Source organism: Pseudomonas sp. UBA5568 (assembly GCF_002425525.1).
GTDB classification, from domain to species: Bacteria; Pseudomonadota; Gammaproteobacteria; order Pseudomonadales; family Pseudomonadaceae; genus Aquipseudomonas; species Aquipseudomonas fulva.
Genome location: NZ_DIMK01000022.1, coordinates 114438 through 132027 on the forward strand (window position 1 = coordinate 114438; position 17590 = coordinate 132027).

The 17590-nt window shown below is 62.3% G+C and carries 14 protein-coding genes and 2 pseudogenes; 11 read left to right on the top strand and 5 right to left on the bottom strand.

What is annotated here, in order from left to right; translation table 11 throughout:
- Positions 1 to 55 precede the first annotated feature (55 nt).
- The 4 genes and pseudogenes from dgcB to B2S33_RS07180 form a co-directional block, all read left to right on the top strand.
- Complete coding sequence (gene dgcB / locus B2S33_RS07165) at positions 56 to 2011, top strand: dimethylglycine demethylation protein DgcB (protein ID WP_027913556.1); 1956 nt, start codon at positions 56 to 58, stop codon at positions 2009 to 2011.
- On the top strand, positions 2011 to 3243 hold the full coding sequence (locus B2S33_RS07170; protein WP_288650102.1) for an electron transfer flavoprotein subunit alpha/FixB family protein: 1233 nt from the start codon (positions 2011 to 2013) through the stop codon (positions 3241 to 3243). Before dgcB ends, B2S33_RS07170 begins: the two co-directional genes overlap by 1 nt.
- Positions 3244 to 3253: 10 nt before the next feature.
- On the top strand, positions 3254 to 4024 hold the full coding sequence (locus B2S33_RS07175; RefSeq protein WP_027913558.1) for an electron transfer flavoprotein subunit beta: 771 nt from the start codon (positions 3254 to 3256) through the stop codon (positions 4022 to 4024).
- 316 nt (positions 4025 to 4340) lie between these two features.
- Positions 4341 to 4526: pseudogene (locus tag B2S33_RS07180) on the top strand (RHS repeat-associated core domain-containing protein); the annotation flags it as partial.
- 546 nt (positions 4527 to 5072) lie between these two features.
- On the opposite strand, the gene gbcA reads toward B2S33_RS07180, so the two are convergent.
- A complete protein-coding gene (gbcA, locus tag B2S33_RS07185; protein ID WP_028686661.1) occupies positions 5073 to 6365 on the bottom strand; it encodes a glycine-betaine demethylase subunit GbcA in 1293 nt (430 codons plus the stop codon).
- Between the two features lie 294 nt (positions 6366 to 6659).
- Here gbcA and gbcB point away from each other — a divergent pair, with 294 nt between their 5' ends.
- From gbcB to B2S33_RS07200, 3 genes are all read left to right on the top strand, one after another.
- A complete protein-coding gene (gbcB, locus tag B2S33_RS07190; protein WP_028686660.1) occupies positions 6660 to 7760 on the top strand; it encodes a glycine-betaine demethylase subunit GbcB in 1101 nt (366 codons plus the stop codon).
- Positions 7761 to 7962: 202 nt separating this feature from the next.
- A complete protein-coding gene (locus B2S33_RS07195) occupies positions 7963 to 8193 on the top strand; it encodes a hypothetical protein (protein ID WP_027913561.1) in 231 nt (76 codons plus the stop codon).
- Entirely contained in the window at positions 8190 to 8492 is a 303-nt protein-coding gene (locus tag B2S33_RS07200; RefSeq protein ID WP_027913562.1) for a cell division protein ZapA, read from the top strand. The genes B2S33_RS07195 and B2S33_RS07200 overlap by 4 nt, the downstream gene beginning before the upstream one ends.
- 179 nt (positions 8493 to 8671) lie before the next feature.
- On the opposite strand, the gene B2S33_RS07205 is transcribed toward B2S33_RS07200, so the two are convergent.
- The 4 genes and pseudogenes from B2S33_RS07205 to B2S33_RS07220 form a co-directional block, all read right to left on the bottom strand.
- Entirely contained in the window at positions 8672 to 9007 is a 336-nt protein-coding gene (locus tag B2S33_RS07205) for a hypothetical protein (RefSeq protein ID WP_027913563.1), read from the bottom strand.
- An 87-nt stretch (positions 9008 to 9094) separates the two neighbouring features.
- Positions 9095 to 9235, bottom strand: a pseudogene (locus B2S33_RS07210) (threonine aldolase); the annotation flags it as partial.
- 118 nt (positions 9236 to 9353) lie between these two features.
- Positions 9354 to 10091, bottom strand: coding sequence for a hypothetical protein (locus B2S33_RS07215; protein WP_125921859.1), 738 nt, complete (start codon positions 10089 to 10091; stop codon positions 9354 to 9356).
- A gap of 85 nt (positions 10092 to 10176) precedes the next feature.
- On the bottom strand, positions 10177 to 11217 hold the full coding sequence (locus tag B2S33_RS07220) for a threonine aldolase family protein (RefSeq protein WP_028686658.1): 1041 nt from the start codon (positions 11215 to 11217) through the stop codon (positions 10177 to 10179).
- A 383-nt stretch (positions 11218 to 11600) separates the two neighbouring features.
- Between B2S33_RS07220 and B2S33_RS07225 the strand changes: the two genes are divergently transcribed.
- Genes B2S33_RS07225 through B2S33_RS07240 form a run of 4 tightly spaced genes read left to right on the top strand, consistent with a single transcriptional unit; the run spans position 11601 to position 17484 of the window.
- Positions 11601 to 12854 (top strand): serine hydroxymethyltransferase, encoded by a 1254-nt coding sequence (locus B2S33_RS07225; protein ID WP_023532571.1) that lies wholly within the window; start codon positions 11601 to 11603, stop codon positions 12852 to 12854.
- A 15-nt stretch (positions 12855 to 12869) separates the two neighbouring features.
- Positions 12870 to 14120, top strand: a complete 1251-nt coding sequence (locus tag B2S33_RS07230; RefSeq protein ID WP_023532460.1) for a sarcosine oxidase subunit beta family protein — start codon at positions 12870 to 12872, stop codon at positions 14118 to 14120.
- A 14-nt stretch (positions 14121 to 14134) separates the two neighbouring features.
- The gene (locus B2S33_RS07235) at positions 14135 to 14470 is read left to right on the top strand and encodes a sarcosine oxidase subunit delta (protein ID WP_027913567.1); all 336 of its coding nucleotides are present in this window, start codon (positions 14135 to 14137) and stop codon (positions 14468 to 14470) included.
- Positions 14467 to 17484, top strand: coding sequence for a sarcosine oxidase subunit alpha (locus tag B2S33_RS07240; RefSeq protein ID WP_028686657.1), 3018 nt, complete (start codon positions 14467 to 14469; stop codon positions 17482 to 17484). Before B2S33_RS07235 ends, B2S33_RS07240 begins: the two co-directional genes overlap by 4 nt.
- Positions 17485 to 17590 lie beyond the last annotated feature (106 nt).

Genomic DNA, 17590 nt, shown 5'->3' on the forward strand with positions numbered 1-17590 from the left:
GGCCCGCGCTGGCCTTCGGGGTGGCGCAAGAATCTAGCTGTTGTGGGAGCTTCCCATGTTGAACACCCTTCTACCCATCCTGCTGTTCGCCGCGCTCGGGCTTGCCGTGCTCGGTGCGCTGCGCCGTGTGAACATGTGGCGCCGAGGCCGACCCTCCAAGGTGGACCTGATCGGCGGTCTGCTGGCCATGCCGCGCCGCTACCTGGTGGACCTGCACCACGTGGTCGAGCGCGACAAGTACATGTCCAATACCCACGTGGCCACCGCTGGCGGCTTCGTGCTGTCGGCGCTGCTGGCGATCCTGGTGCATGGTTTCGGCCTGCAGAGCAAGATCCTGGGCTACGCCTTGCTGCTGGCCACGGTGATCATGTTCACCGGCGCCATCTTCGTCTTCAAGCGCCGCCTGAACCCGCCTTCGCGCCTGTCCAAGGGCCCTTGGATGCGCCTGCCCAAGAGCCTGCTGGTATTTGCTGCCAGCTTCTTCATCGCCACCTTGCCCGTGGCCGGTATTCTGCCGGCCAACACGGGCGGCTGGGTGATGGTCGGGATTCTGGGCCTGGGCGTGCTGTGGGGCGTGTCGGAGCTTTTCTTCGGCATGACCTGGGGCGGGCCCATGAAGCACGCCTTCGCCGGTGCCCTGCACCTGGCCTGGCACCGGCGCGCCGAGCGTTTCGGTGGCGGGCGCTCCACTGGCCTCAAGCCGCTGGACCTGGAAGACCCCCGTGCGCCGCTTGGCGTTGAAAAGCCAGTGGACTTCACCTGGAACCAACTGCTGGGCTTTGACGCCTGCGTGCAGTGCGGCAAGTGCGAGGCCATGTGCCCGGCCTTTGCCGCCGGGCAGCCGTTGAACCCGAAAAAACTCATTCAGGACATGGTCATCGGCCTGGCGGGCGGCACCGATGCCAAGTTCGCTGGCAGCCCCTATCCTGGCAAGCCGTTGGGTGAGCACGGCGGCCACCCCCACCAGCCTATCGTCAATGGGCTGGTCGATGCCGAGACACTGTGGTCCTGCACCACCTGCCGCGCGTGTGTGGAAGAGTGCCCGATGATGATCGAGCATGTCGATGCCATCGTCGACATGCGCCGTCACCTGACGCTTGAAAAAGGCGCCACCCCGAACAAGGGCGCCGAGGTGCTGGACAACCTGATCGCCACCGACAACCCGGGCGGTTTCGCCCCGGGCGGGCGCATGAACTGGGCGGCTGACCTCAACCTCAAACTGCTGGCGGACGTCAAACGTACCGACGTGCTGTTCTGGGTGGGTGATGGCGCCTTCGACATGCGCAACCAGCGCACCCTGCGCGCGTTCGTCAAGGTGCTCAAGGCCTCTGGCGTCGATTTCGCCGTGCTTGGCCTGGAGGAGCGCGACAGTGGTGACGTGGCGCGCCGTCTGGGTGATGAAGCCACGTTCCAGCAATTGGCCAAGCGCAACATTCAGACCCTGGCCAAATACACGTTCCAACGCATCGTTACCTGCGACCCGCACAGCTTCCATGTGCTCAAGAATGAATACGGTGCGCTGGGTGGCAACTACCAGGTGCAGCACCACAGCACCTACATTGCCGAGCTGATCGGTGCCAACAAGCTCAACCTGGGGCAGCACAAGGGCGGCAGCGTCACCTACCACGACCCGTGCTACCTGGGCCGCTACAACGGCGAGTACGAGGCGCCTCGCGAGGTGCTTCGCGCACTGGGCATCGAAGTTCGCGAAATGGAGCGCTCGGGCTTTCGCTCACGCTGCTGTGGCGGTGGCGGCGGTGCGCCGATCACCGACATCCCGGGCAAACAGCGTATTCCCGACATGCGCATGGACGACATCCGCACCACCGAAGCCGAAGTGGTCGCCGTGGGCTGCCCGCAGTGCACGGCCATGCTCGAAGGGGTGGTAGAGCCACGGCCGCTGATCAAGGATTTGGCCGAACTGGTGGCCGATGTGCTGATTGAGGAAGAGGCCCAGCCAGCGGCTGCCAAACCTGCGAAATCCAAACGTGAACCTGCGGAGGTGCATTGATGAGCGACATCATCCGCCGCGACCCTCGCGCCGAGTGGATCGCCCGTAACCGTCTGCATCCGCTGCATGCGGCCATGCAGACGCAACAAACCAGCTGGATGGGGCCCAACGGCCTCATGCGCAAGAACCCCCACGCCAGTGCGGCTGGCTTCATCGGCCCCAACGGCCTCAAGCGTATCGACCGCTCGGGGGCCCAGCAGGGCACCCGCGGTGGCGCACGGCGTAGCGCTGCGGCCGAAGTGCAGTTGCCGCTGCACCAGGTGGCAGAGCCTGCGTTCTACATTGCCGTGGTACCGGACATGATCGGCGGGCGCCTGGGTAGCCACGACCGCGACCTGCTGGGCCTGGCCCATGGGTTGGCGGGCAGCGACGGCGCGGTACTGGCCATCGTGTTCGGCGAGCACAAGGAAACCAACTTTGCCGCCGCAGGCGTGGACCGCTTGCTGGTCATCGAAGGCGAGGCGTACCAAGGGTATGCACCGGAGCAGTTGGTGCAGGGCCTGCGCGCTGTCGATAACCAGTTCGCCCCGCGTCACTGGCTGCTGCCAGACAGCCGTTCCGGCGGTGGCGAGCTCGGCCGACGCCTCGGTGCTGCGCTGGGCGAGCGCCCGGCAACGCGTGTCTGGCAGGTCAAGGACGGCCAGTGCATCGGCCGCGCCGGTGCGGGGCAGCAAGACATGCAACGCGTGCTGCCACGCCTGATCCTGGCTGCGGCCGAATGTGCAGAGCCTGTGAGCGAAACCCGTCACGAGGCCTTGCCGATCGAGCTGTCCGGCAGTGTGGCGCGCAGTATCTCGCGCATCGAGGACCTGGGCTCGGTGGCCGTCGACCCGGCCAAGATCGCCATGGCCGAAGCCGAGTTCATTGTATCCGGTGGCAACGGTGTCAAGGACTGGGCCCTGTTTCACAAGGCGACCACCGCATTGGGCGCGACCCAAGGTGCATCGCGGGTGGCGGTGGACGATGGCCACATGCCGCGTGATCGTCAAGTCGGCGCTACGGGGACGTGGGTAACGGCTCGTGTGTACATGGCGGTAGGTATCTCTGGCGCTATCCAGCACCTGCAGGGCATCGGTGCCTGCGACAAGGTGGTGGCGATCAACATGGACCCCGGTTGCGACATGATCAAACGCGCCGACCTGTCGGTGATTGGCGACAGCGCGGCGATTCTTCAGGCACTGATCGACGCTGTGGAGCAGTTCCGCAACGGCGCCCAGCGTGACGCGGCATAAGGGCACGAGCATGAGTACGAAAGTCATCAGCCTGGTTTCGATCGGTGCGCACCCAAGCTCCGGTCGCGCGCGGCGCGCCGAGCAGGACTCACGGGCGGTCGAGTTGGGTCTGCAACTGGCCGGCGAGGACCTGCAAGTCGTGCATGCAGGGGATCCCCGTGAGGAGGCTTTGCGCGGTTACCTGGGCATGGGCCTGGAACACCTTGATGTGCTCGAGCAACCCGCCGGCGCCGATGTGCTGGGGGTGCTGGGCGATTACCTGCGCGGTGCCGGTGCGCAACTGGTGCTTACCGGCAGCCAGGCCGAGACGGGGGAGGGGTCGGGCATGCTGCCGTTCCTGCTCGCTGAAAAACTGGGCTGGCCGCTGGTGGTGGGGCTGGCCGAGGTGGAATCCATCGAGAACGGTACTGCCCAAGTGTTGCAGGCGTTACCGCGCGGTCAGCGCCGGCGTTTGAAGGTACGCCTGCCCATGGTGGCGACGGTGGATAACGCCGCGCCCAAGCCGCGTCAAAGTGCCTTCGGACCAGCGCGCCGTGGTGTGCTGGCGGCGCAGGACGTACAGGTGGTGGACGATGAACTGCTGGGCGAAGAGGCCCTGCAACCGGCCCGCCCACGGCCCAAACGGCTGAAGGTTATCAAGGCCAAAAGCGGCGCCGACCGCATGAAGGCCGCCACGGCCAAGGCCAGCGGGGGCGGGGGCAAAGTGTTGAAGGACGTCACGCCGCAGGAAGGTGCCGAGGCCATTGTGAAACTATTGGTGGAGGAAGGCGTACTGCGCTGATGGGCATGCCTGGCGACTGAACCCGCCAGGCATCCCGCGCAGCGGCTGGCATCGGCTGTGCCGGTGATCGCGGGCAAGCCCGCTTCCACCGGGGAGCACAGCGGGTGACGCGCGCCGTGCAAGACCTGTCATTTTTGCCAGTACCCCAGCGCTGCATGCCCGTCTATCCTGCACGCATGCCACGCGAGTTCGGGGAATCATGCCGACCTTTCTCTACAGCGCCAACCGACGACATCCCGTATCAGACACCGGGCGCCAAGGTCATCGGGCTTATTCGCCCTATGGCACTGGGAACGAACTCTCGGAGCCAAGCCTTGCCTTTTGTGGAGAGTTGCGCGATCCGCTGACGTTCAGCTACCCGCTGGGGAATGGACACCGGCACTACAAGCCATCGCTCATGCGCTTCCATTCACCCGACATATTGAGCCCATTCGGTAACGGCGGCTTGAATGCCTATGCCTACTGCGTGGGTGATCCAGTCAACCACAGCGACCCTACTGGGCAAAAGCCAGAGGAATATGTGCTGCCAGTCCTGAGCATCTTCACCAACCTCATGGGCGTCTTTATCAGCGGCCTACGTTTCAGGTCTTTCCATAAACGGATCAATTCGGCTTCCCAAACTGCCGTGGAAGCTCTTCAACCGCTGATACCCAAGCCAAAGCGGGCTGATTGGGTGTTATCGAGTATCAGCGCCCTATCGGGTACGGCGGGGTTGACCATTGGGGTGACCAGAGCGGTCGACCCGGACAGCAAATGGCAAACCTGGGCGCTTGCAGCGCTGACGATAGTGTCGCTGGGCACCTCTACCTATGAAGCGTGGAGGCTGGCTCAAGCGAAACCGTGGCGACTAAACGTGCCCGAACTCGTTAACCTGCCGTTGGCCGAGCGATCGGTGAGTGCCCCTGACAGGGCTTCAGGGAGACGCAGGCACTCTGCAGACCCTGGCACCTCGGAAAGGATGCGGACTCAGGCTGCAACTATAAGATCTACTTAATGCCGGCTTGAAGAAAGGATAGCGACAGTTGCCGCTATCCCGGCTTCTAGCCAGTTACTGCGCCTGCACTTCCTTCAGATACGGCGCAGGCTCCGCCCCCAGGTTGTTCAGCAAGCGCCCGCTGTACCAGTCGATGAAGTTCACCACCCCAAACTCATACGTCTTGGAGTAAGGACCAGGCTGGTACGCCGTGGAGTTGATGCCACGTTGGTTCTCTTCGGCCAGGCGGCGGTCCTGGTCGTTGGTGGCGTCCCATACCTTGCGCATGTTTTCTGGGTTGTAGTCCACGCCTTCGACGGCATCCTTGTGCACCAGCCACTTGGTGGTGACCATCGTTTCCTGGGCACTGATCGGCCATACGGTGAACACGATCATGTGATCGCCCATGCAGTGGTTCCAGGAGTGCGGCAGGTGCAGGATGCGCATCGAGCCCAGGTCCGGGTTCTTGATGCGGCCCATCAACTTCTTGCAGGCCTGCTTGCCATCCATGGTCATCGAAACCGTGCCCTTGAGCAGCGGCATGCGTACGATACGGTTACGCAGGCCATGGCTCTTGTGCAGGTACGGGATCTTCTCGGCCTCCCAGGCGGCAGCAGAGGCGGCCACGTGGTCCTTGAATTCCTGGCTGGCGCGCGGGTCGTTGGTGTCGTCCCACTCCAGCAGGGTCTGCAACAGTTCCGGGTGCGAGCCATTGCAGTGGTAGCACTCGCGGTTGTTCTCCAGCACCAGCTTCCAGTTGGCCTTTTCCATCAAGGTGGTCTGCACCGCCACCTTGGCGTTTTCCATGTCGTACGGTTCCATGTAGTGGTCCAGGGTGGCCAGGAACTCGTCGATGGCTGGCGGGTTTTCCGCCAGGCTGATGAAGATGTAACCGCCAGCGACCTTCACGTTCACAGGCTTCAGGCCGTACTGGTTCATGTCGAAGTCAGCGCCCATCTCGGTGCCGGCGAACAGCAGGCGGCCGTCCAGCTCGTAGGTCCACTGGTGGTAAGGGCACACCAGCTTGGCCACCTTGCCTTTTTCGCTGACGCACAGGCGCGAGCCGCGGTGACGGCAGACGTTGTGAAACGCATGCACCTTGCCCTCGGTGCCGCGCACGACAATGATCGGGTTCTTGCCGATCTGCAGCGTGAGGTAATTGCCTTTCGCCGGGATCTCGCAGGTCATGCCAGCGATCAGCCACTCCTTGTGGAAAATCTCCTGCATGTCGATCTGGAACAGACGCTCGTCGGTGTAGAAAGGCTGGGGCAGCGAGTAGGTGCGCTCGCGGTTTTGCAGCATCTCGGCGGTCGCCTTGCGTGCAGGTTCAAGTGGATCGCCCAGGCTCAGGGTTGCGGTGACGTCCATCGTGTATTCCTCGGGGCCGTGCGCGGCCGGCAAAAGGTGGCTAATCGTTGTTGTGGTGCCGCAAGGCTGTTAACCATGAACAGCGTGTTGTTTTGCGGTGGAGTGTGCGTGCGAAGGCGGCGTGAACCGTATCCATGGGCGACATGGCCGATTTGAATTACGACGCCGCAACCCTTGTCGTGCGGGGCTGGTCGCGATAAGTACGCCGATGTCGCTGGCAGGAATGTTCAAGGTCGCAAGCTTGAGCATCATCCGAGCCATAAAAAGGCCAACTGTCGGCTGCTGGAGATGAACATGTCCGAAACCTTCCTCAATCCGGTCACTACCCAGACCTGGGCCAACGGCCGCCACATCGTGCGCTGCGTCAAGGTCATCCAGGAGACCTGGGACGTGCGCACCTTCTGCTTCATGGCAGACCAGCCGATCATGTTCTTCTTCAAGCCTGGGCAATTCGTGACCCTGGAGCTGGAAATCGAAGGCAAGCCGGTCATGCGTTCCTACACCATATCCAGCTCGCCTTCGGTGCCCTACAGCTTCTCCATCACAGTCAAGCGCGTACCCGGCGGGCTGGTGTCCAACTTCCTGCATGACACCATGCACGAAGGTGCCGAGCTGCCGGTGCACGGACCTGTGGGGCTGTTCAACGCCATCGACTTCCCCGGCGCCAAGGTGCTGTACCTGTCTGGCGGCGTGGGCATCACACCGGTCATGTCGATGGCCCGCTGGTTCTATGACACCAACGCCAATGTCGACATGGTGTTCGTACACAGCGCCCGTTCACCCAAGGACATCATCTACCATCGCGAACTGGAGCAGATGGCGTCCCGCGTGCCCAATTTCGGCCTGCACATCATCTGCGAGAAGCATGGCCTGGGCGAACCCTGGGCGGGCTACCGTGGCTACCTGAACCAGCGGCTGATGGAGCTGATTGCGCCGGACTACATGGAACGCGTGGTGTTCTGCTGCGGCCCGACCCCCTATATGACGGCGGTCAAGCGCATGCTCGAAGCGGTCGGCTTCGACATGAGCAATTACCACGAGGAGTCGTTCGGGGCGACGCCAGCCGAAGCCAAGGCCGATGCAGTGGAACATGCCGAAGCGGCCGCCGATGCGCCGGAAGTGGACGCAGCCGACCTCAACCTGGTCGAGTTCATCGGCAGTGACAAAAGCATTCGCATCGCGCCGGGCGAAACCGTGCACGCAGCGGCGGCGAAAGTCGGGCTGATGATCCCTAAAGCCTGCGGCATGGGGATCTGCGGTACCTGCAAGGTGTTGAAGCTGGGCGGCGAAGTGGAGATGGAACACAACGGCGGCATCACCGAGGAAGACGAGGCCGAAGGCTACATCCTGTCATGTTGCAGCGTACCGAAAGGGGATGTGCGCATCGATTATTGAATCCAGGGCACAGCTTGGATCTGTCGGGGGCTGCGGTGCAGCCCCACGTCTTTGACTGACCGATGGTTGACTCAGGTCGGAACAAGAGGGGGGTTACCCTGTCAATGTGCGGGGCACAACCCTTGTAAATCCGATATTTAATGGCGATGGGCAACGGTTTTCTTTATCGTGTGCGCCCCTCGCAACAACCTGAGATAGACCCATGCTTGAAGCTTCCCTGAATCAACTCGAGCAACTGGTCAGCGACCTGATGCAAAAGAACGCTCAACTCACCGAGCAAAACAACGTCCTCGGCCAGCAACTGGCCCAGGCAAACGAAGAGAACGAAACCCTGCAGCTGTCGTTGATGGAGCAGGAAGAAAAGAACGGCGCCACCGCCGCCCGTATCCAGGCGTTGGTCGACCGTGCCAGCGCGGGTGTCGTCAACGCATGAGCCTGCAAGCGCAGCCGGTCAATGTCGTGTCGATCCTGGGCAACGACTATTCGATCAAGGCGCCCGAAGGCCAGGAAGAGACCTTGGCGCACGCGGTGCGTATGTTGAACACTGCCCTGGCCGAGACCAAGCGTTCGTATCCGACCCTGATCGGCGACAAGCTGCTGGTACTGGCAGCCTTGAACCTGTGCTCAAAGCAGGTCGAACTGCAGAAGGAACATCAGCGGACCCTTGCCCGGACCCAGGCACAGATCGACGCCACGGTGGATGCGATCGTTCGGACCATCGCCGAGCAGTGACAGGCCGTTGGCCAAGCTACGTGGGAGCGGCTAACCCCGCCCCCACGCTTCACGTTTTCTCCAGCCATTGAATGACTGAAGGTGTAGGTGGTCCTGCTTGCAAAGCAATGGCTTCACTGGCAACCACACCAAGCGCCCTGCTTTCGCTCAGTCCGGAGCAGGAGGCGGCATCTGGATTATCAAGTCTTAAGACTCAGCACGTCGAACAGGTCGTAATGAACTTCCTGGACAGTCCAACCCGAATCAGACTTGGTGTACTGTGTTTCCACACGTTTTTTTTCGTACACCTCGCCTGAACTCACCAGGCCTTCACGCACGGTGAAAAGTATATCGGGATCGAGTACTTCCACCCGCTCTGCGATGTCACTGTTATAGATGACGTGAACGGTAAGGTTCCCCGGGGTGTCGCGGGTCCACACCTTCTCCGTGACGACCTGGCCATTGATCCGGTCGCCAACCTTGATGCACTTGGCAACATCAGCTTCGCTGAGCACTGCCTGATTTTTTTCGTTCATCGCGTTTCTCCATGTCACAAGAGTGGTTACCCGGCCAGGTGTAAGCAGCCTATCGTCCTGTCCGGCAGAGAGAAACTGGCAGAAGTATCAGGTGCCAGCGATGGCCTGGATGTCTGCCGCCAGCTCACGCACACGTTCTTGCTCGGTGTCCCAGGAACACATGAGCCGCGCATCGCCGCTGCCGATGAAGGTGTAGAAGCGCCAGCCTTTGCCGGATGACGCGTTCACTTCACCAGCGGCCCACGGCCGCTGGTGCAGCAGTCACCTAGCGCCGCGTGCTCAATCGGGGTTTACAACGCCCTGCACTTTGCCCGGGCCCAGGAGCATCAACGGTTTCGAGTCGTCTCTAATGAGTTCCCCCTCCGATAAGCGACCAACGATCAGGCTCACGTAACCACTGCCCTTTGCCCAGGCCCAGGAGCATCAACGGTTTCGAGTCGTCTCTAATGAGTTCCCTCTCCGATAAGCGACCAACGATCAGGCTCACGTAACCACTGCCCTCAAACGCCATGAAATCGCCGGGTACACCGAGCGGGCCAGCACTGGTATCGACTGGGTATTCCAGGTGCCGGTCACCGCCAAGGTTCACGATGAACTTACGCGTGCCGTCTGCCAGGTGATACAGCGTCCTGTGATGAACCGTCTCCCACGTGCTTGGCAGCATGATCACCGTACCTTTGGGTGCGTACAGGGCCGCCTGGTGTTTCTCGCCGAGCACGAGAGCATCCGTGGGGCATGGCAACGTTTTAAGAGCAGTGGCTTTAGGGTTGTTGGTTACGAGCTTTTGCTCGATATGGTGGTAGCTACCATCGACAATGACTATATCGAGTGGGCCGCTCCAGTCTATGGCTTGCTGGCGGGTAACTTGCGCGGTGTAGAACTGGGTCGAGCCATCGTCGACGTTTTGCGCTTGCACACTAAGAACCGCAGTGTCCGATGCTTCATCCAATTCGATGTAGCGTACCCAGACGCGGTGATTCAAGGCAGGTTCCGGAAAAATGCTGCCGAAGCTAGCTTGCAACAGTTTTTCCGGATCCACTGGTACAGAGCTGTATGGGCGATCAGGTGCGTTCAGAGATTTCATGGCGGATACTCTTAGGACTAGAGGGCCCAAGGTACCCAGGCGGTGCACCACGCCCAACTGGCAAATCTGCTAGTCGCAGTCGATCTTAGGCTGCCACGATTCGGCGTATGGCCGATGCCAGGGCCTCGACCCGTGCCGCCTCGGTATCCCAGGAGCACATGAAGCGAGCGCCGCCATTGCCGATGAACGTGTAGAAGCGCCATCCTTCATCCCGCAACGCAGTCAGTGCAGGCTCGGGAAGTTGCAGAAACACGCCATTGGCCTCTACTGGGAACATCGCCTCGACGCCAGGCAGATCCTGCACCAGCGAGGCCAGCAGCTGCGCACAATGGTTGGCGTGCTGCGCATGCCGCAACCACGCGCCGTCTTCCAGCAAACCGACCCAAGGTGCCGACAGGAAGCGCATCTTCGAAGCCAATTGCCCAGCCTGCTTGCAGCGGTAATCGAAGTCTTCGGCCAGCTCGCGGTTGAAGAACAGAATCGCCTCGCCCACGGCCATGCCGTTCTTGGTGCCGCCAAAACACAGCACATCCACTCCCGCTTTCCAGGTCAGCTCGGCAGGCGAGCAGCCCAGGAAGGCACAGGCATTGGAAAAGCGTGCGCCATCCATGTGCAGGTGCAGGTTCAGCTCCCGGCAGGTCTCGCTGATCGCCTTGAGTTCGTCGGGACGGTAAACAGTGCCGACTTCAGTGGCCTGCGTGAGCGTGACCACCCGCGGTTTCGGGTAGTGGATGTCCAGCCGCTTGAGCGCCACTTCACGGATGCTGTCGGGCGTGAGCTTGCCGCCGACGCTGCGTGCCGTCAGCAGCTTGGACCCGTTGGAAAAGAACTCCGGCGCGCCGCACTCGTCGGTTTCGACATGCGCGGTCTCGGAGCAGATCACGCTGTGGTAACTCTGGCACAGCGAGGCCAGGGCCAGGGAGTTGGCGGCGGTGCCGTTAAAGGCGAAGAACACTTCGCAGTCGGTTTCGAACAAGGCCCGAAAGTATTCCGAGGCGCGCGAAGTCCATTGATCGTCGCCGTAGGCGCGGTCGTGGCCGTGGTTGGCTTTTTCCATCGCAGACCAGGCCTCCGGGCAGATGCCGGAATAGTTGTCGCTGGCGAATTGTTGGCTCTTATCTGTCATGACACTGTCCTGTGAACGACGCAGAACAGCACTCTAAACCATCGATTCAGCGGTTGACTATACAACCCGGATACCCGTGCGTTTTCAGGTCGTGTGTTCAAGGAATCCTCGACATTCGAATGTGGCCAACCTCGCCGAAGCGCCACACGGGTGAGCGTTGCCCTTTGAGCAGACGGGGGCTTGGCTCGGCTGGTTTTCAGGCCTGTGCCTCCCACCGGGCGCCGTACGTGTGGCCAGTGTGATCCGGACGCTGACCAATGTCGTAAACGCGCCATTGCAAGGCGTGCGCAGGCATCTGGCACACCCCGGCCAGCCCTACCATCGCCACAAAGGGTCAGAGTGAACCCTCCGAACAAAAAACGATCGCTGCCGGGAGATACAAGATGTTCAGCAAGCAAGACCAGATCCAGGGTTATGACGATGCACTGCTGGCGGCGATGAGTGCCGAAGAGCAGCGTCAGGAAGACCACATCGAGCTGATCGCCTCGGAGAACTATACGTCCAAGCGCGTGATGCAGGCCCAAGGCAGCGGCCTGACCAACAAATACGCCGAAGGCTACCCAGGCAAGCGTTACTACGGCGGCTGCGAGCACGTCGACAAGGTCGAAGCGCTGGCCATCGAGCGCGCCAAGCAGCTGTTCGGTGCCGACTATGCCAACGTTCAGCCGCACTCCGGCTCCTCGGCCAACAGCGCGGTGTACCTGGCGCTGCTGCAGCCTGGCGACACCATCCTGGGCATGAGCCTGGCCCATGGCGGCCACCTGACCCACGGCGCCAAGGTGTCGTCCTCGGGCAAGCTGTACAACGCCGTGCAGTACGGCATCGACACCGATACCGGCCTGATCGATTACGACGAAGTCGAGCGACTGGCGGTCGAGCACAAGCCTAGAATGATCGTCGCGGGCTTCTCGGCCTACTCCAAGACCCTGGACTTCCCGCGTTTCCGCGCCATCGCCGACAAGGTCGGGGCGCTGTTGTTCGTGGACATGGCCCACGTGGCCGGCTTGGTCGCTGCGGGCCTTTACCCGAATCCGATCCCGTTCGCGGATGTGGTGACCACCACCACCCACAAGACCCTGCGCGGCCCGCGTGGCGGCCTGATCCTGGCCAAATCGAACGAAGAGATCGAGAAGAAACTCAACGCTGCCGTCTTCCCGGGCGCCCAAGGCGGCCCGCTGATGCACGTGATCGCCGGCAAGGCGGTGTGCTTCAAGGAAGCGCTTGAGCCTGAGTTCAAGAGCTACCAGAAGCAGGTCATCGAAAACGCCCAGGCCATGGCCCAGGTGTTCATCGATCGCGGTTATGACGTGGTCTCCGGTGGCACCGACAACCACTTGTTCCTGGTCAGCCTGATTCGCCAGGGCCTGACGGGCAAAGATGCCGACGCTGCCCTGGGCCGCGCGCACATCACCGTCAACAAGAACGCCGTCCCCAACGACCCGCAATCGCCCTTCGTGACCTCGGGCCTGCGCATCGGCACCCCGGCGGTGACCACCCGCGGCTTCAAGGTCGCCCAATGTGTGGCCCTGGCCGGCTGGATCTGTGACGTGCTCGACAACCTCGGTGACGCTGACGTCGAAGCCGATGTGGCCAGCAATGTCGCGGCGCTGTGCGCAGATTTCCCTGTTTACCGCTGAGTGGAGTCCCACACCATGCAACGTTACTCGGGCTTCGGCCTTCTCAAGCACTCCCTCAGCCACCACGAGAACTGGCAGCGCATGTGGCGTACGCCGACACCGAAGAAGGTGTACGACGTGGTCATCGTCGGCGGTGGTGGCCACGGCCTGGCCACGGCCTACTACCTGGCCAAGGAACACGGCATCACCAATGTCGCGGTGATCGAAAAAGGTTACCTGGGCGGCGGCAACACCGCCCGTAACACCACCATCGTGCGCTCCAACTACCTGTGGGACGAGTCGGCCCACCTGTATGAGCACGCCATGAAGCTGTGGGAGGGCCTGTCCCAGGACCTCAACTACAACGTCATGTTCTCCCAGCGCGGCGTGTACAACCTGTGCCACACCCTGCAGGACATGCGTGACTCCGAACGCCGGGTCAGCGCCAACCGCCTCAATGGGGTCGATGGCGAACTGCTCAATACCGCCCAGGTCGCAGCCGAGATTCCGTACCTGGACTGCTCCAAGAACACCCGTTACCCGATCCTGGGTGCCACCGTGCAGCGCCGTGGCGGCGTCGCCCGCCACGACGCCGTGGCCTGGGGCTACGCCCGTGCCGCCGACGCCCTGGGCGTGGACTTGATCCAGCAGACCGAAGTGACGGGTTTCCGCAAGGAAAACGGCGCAGTCATCGGCGTGGAAACCAACAAGGGCTTCATCGGCGCCAAGCGCGTGGGCGTGGTCACGGCAGGTAACTCCGGTCATATGGCCAAGCTGGCCGGCTTCCGCCTGCCGCTCGAATCGCACCCATTGCAGGCACTGGTTTCCGAACCGATCAAGCCCATCATCGACAGCGTCATCATGTCCAACGCCGTGCACGGCTACATCAGCCAGTCGGACAAGGGCGACCTGGTGATCGGTGCGGGTATCGACAGCTGGGTCGGCTACGGCCAGCGTGGTTCGTACCCGGTGATCGAGCACACCTTGCAGGCCATCGTCGAGATGTTCCCCAACCTCTCGCGTGTGCGCATGAACCGCCAATGGGGCGGCATCGTCGACACCTCGCCGGACGCCTGCCCGATCATCACCAAGACCCCGGTCAAGAACATGTTCTTCAACTGCGGTTGGGGTACTGGCGGCTTCAAGGCGACCCCAGGTTCGGGCAACGTCTTCGCCGCGAGCCTGGCCAAGGGCGAGATGCACCCCCTGGCCGCGCCGTTCTCCATGGACCGCTTCTACAACGGCGCCCTGATCGACGAACACGGCGCTGCCGCCGTCGCCCACTAACCGGAGACACCGTCATGTTGCATATTTTCTGTCCCCACTGCGGCGAGCTGCGCTCCGAAGAAGAGTTCCACGCCTCTGGCCAGGCGCACATCGCCCGCCCGCTGGACCCCAACGCCTGCTCCGACCAGGAGTGGGGCACGTACATGTTCTACCGTGACAACCCGCGCGGTATTCACCACGAACTGTGGGACCACGTTGCCGGCTGCCGTCAGTATTTCAACGTCACCCGTAACACCGAAACCTACGAGATCCTGGAAACCTACAAGATTGGCGAGAAGCCGCAAGTCAGCGCCCGTGAACACACACCGGCGCGCTCGGCTGCTGTAAACGAACGGGGAGTCAACGTATGAGCCAGACCTATCGCCTCGCCAGCGGCGGCCGTATCGACCGCAGCAAGGTGTTGAACTTCACCTTCAACGGCAAGACTTACCAGGGCTATGCCGGCGACAGCCTGGCGGCGGCTTTGCTGGCCAACGGCGTCGACATCGTCGGCCGCAGCTTCAAGTACTCGCGTCCGCGCGGCATCATCGCCGCAGGCACCGAGGAGCCGAACGCCATCTTGCAGATCGGCTCCAGCGAAGCCACCCAGATCCCCAACGTGCGCGCTACCCAGCAAGCCCTGTATTCGGGCCTGGTCGCCACCAGCACCAATGGCTGGCCGAACGTCAACAATGACGTCATGGGTATCCTGGGCAAGGTAGGCGGCAGCATGATGCCGCCGGGCTTCTACTACAAAACCTTCATGTACCCCAAGTCGTTCTGGATGACGTACGAGAAGTACATCCGCAAGGCAGCCGGCCTTGGCCGCGCGCCGCTGCAGAATGATCCGGACAGCTACGACTACATGAACCAGCACTGCGACGTGCTGATCGTCGGTGCAGGGCCTGCTGGCCTGGCGGCGGCCCTCGCGGCTGCGCGCAGCGGTGCTCGCGTGATCCTGGCCGACGAGCAGGAAGAATTCGGTGGCAGCCTGCTGGACACCCGTGAAACCCTCGACGGCAAGCCGGCCGCTGAATGGGTCAGTGGCGTCATCAAGGAGCTCGAAGGCCTGCCGGAAGTGACCTTGCTGCCACGCGCCACGGTCAACGGCTACCACGACCATAACTTCCTGACCATCCATGAGCGCCTCACCGACCACCTGGGCGACCGTGCTCCGCTCGGCCAGGTGCGCCACCGCGTGCACCGTGTACGGGCCAAGCGTGTGGTGCTGGCCACCGGCGCCCACGAGCGCCCGCTGGTGTACGGCAACAACGACGTGCCAGGCAACATGCTGGCCGGCGCCGTTTCGACCTATGTTCGCCGCTACGGCGTAGCGCCTGGCCGCAAGCTGGTGCTGTCGACCAACAACGACCATGCCTACCGTACCGCGCTGGATTGGCACGATGCAGGTTTGCAGGTGGTGGCCATCGCCGATGCCCGCCACAACCCACGGGGCTCGCTGGTCGAAGAAGCGCGTGCCAAGGGTATTCGTATCCTCACCTCCAGTGCTGTCATCGAAGCCAAGGGCAGCAAGCACGTCACGGGTGCTCGGGTGGCCGCCATCGATGTGCAGGCTCACAAGGTCACCAGCCCTGGCGAAACCCTCGAATGCGACCTGATCGCCACCTCCGGGGGCTATAGCCCTGTGGTTCACCTGGCTTCGCACCTGGGCGGCCGTCCGGTATGGCGTGAAGACATTCTGGGCTTCGTGCCGGGCAATGCCCCGCAAAAGCGTGAGTGCGTTGGCGGCATCAACGGTGTCTATCCGTTGGGCGATGCCATTGCCGACGGCTTCGAAGGCGGCGTGCGTGCAGCCACCGAAGCAGGCTTCAAGGCGACCGTAGGCACCTTGCCGAAAACCGTCTCGCGCAAGGAAGACGCCACCCTGGCGCTGTTCCAGGTGCCACACGACAAGGGCACCGCACGTGCGCCTAAACAGTTCGTCGATCAGCAGAACGACGTGACGGCCGCTGCCATCGAGCTGGCTACCCGTGAAGGCTTCGAGTCGGTCGAGCACGTCAAACGCTACACCGCGTTGGGCTTCGGTACCGACCAGGGCAAACTGGGCAACATCAACGGCCTGGCCATTGCGGCGCGTTCGATGGGCATCACCATTCCGGAAATGGGCACCACCATGTTCCGCCCCAACTACACGCCGGTGACATTCGGCGCGGTGGCGGGTCGTCACTGTGGGCACCTGTTCGAGCCCGTGCGCTTCACGGCCCTGCATGCCTGGCACGTGAAGAATGGCGCCGAGTTCGAAGACGTTGGTCAGTGGAAGCGCCCGTGGTACTTCCCCAAAGCCGGTGAAGACATCCACGCCGCCGTTGCCCGCGAATGCAAGGCGGTGCGTGACAGCGTCGGCTTCCTGGACGCCTCCACCCTGGGCAAGATCGATATCCAGGGCCCGGATTCGCGTGAGTTCCTCAACCGCGTGTACACCAACGCCTGGACCAAGCTCGATGTGGGCAAGGCGCGCTATGGTCTGATGTGCAAGGAAGACGGCATGGTGTTCGACGACGGCGTAACCGCCTGCGTCGGCGACAACCACTTCATCATGACCACCACCACTGGCGGCGCGGCGCGCGTGTTGCAATGGCTGGAGCTGTACCACCAGACCGAGTGGCCAGACCTGAAGGTGTATTTCACCTCGGTGACCGACCACTGGGCGACCATGACCTTGTCCGGGCCGAACAGCCGCAAGCTGCTCAGCGAGCTGACCGACATCGACATGGACAAGGAAGCCTTCCCGTTCATGACCTGGAAGGAAGGCAACGTCGGTGGTGTGCCAGCCCGTGTGTTCCGTATCTCGTTCACCGGTGAGCTGTCGTATGAAATCAACGTGCAAGCCAACTACGCCATGGGCGTGCTGGAGCAGATCGTCGAGGCAGGCAAGAAGTACAACCTGACCCCGTACGGCACCGAGACCATGCACGTGCTGCGTGCCGAGAAGGGCTTCATCATCGTCGGCCAGGACACGGACGGCTCGATGACGCCGGACGACCTGAACATGAGCTGGTGCGTGGGGCGCAACAAGCCGTATTCGTGGATTGGCCTGCGCGGCATGAACCGTGAGGACTGCGTGCGTGAAAACCGCAAGCAGCTGGTTGGCCTGAAACCGATCGACCCGAACCAGTGGCTGCCCGAAGGCGCTCAGCTGGTGTTCGATCCGAAGCAGCCCATCCCGATGGACATGGTTGGCCACGTCACCTCCAGCTACGCCGCCAACTCCCTGGGCTATTCGTTCGCCATGGGTGTGGTCAAGGGCGGCCTCAAGCGCATGGGCGAGCGTGTCTACTCGCCTCAGGCCGATGGTAGCGTGATCGAGGCGGAAATCGTGTCTTCGGTGTTCTTCGATCCGAAGGGTGAGCGGCAGAACGTTTGACTCCGGGCCCCTGGGGAGCAGGCCAGGCCGGGTCGCAGGCCGGCCGGCTCCTACAGGCGCGGTGCAGACACCGAGGTTCATGCACGCTCAGTAAGCGCCGGCTCGC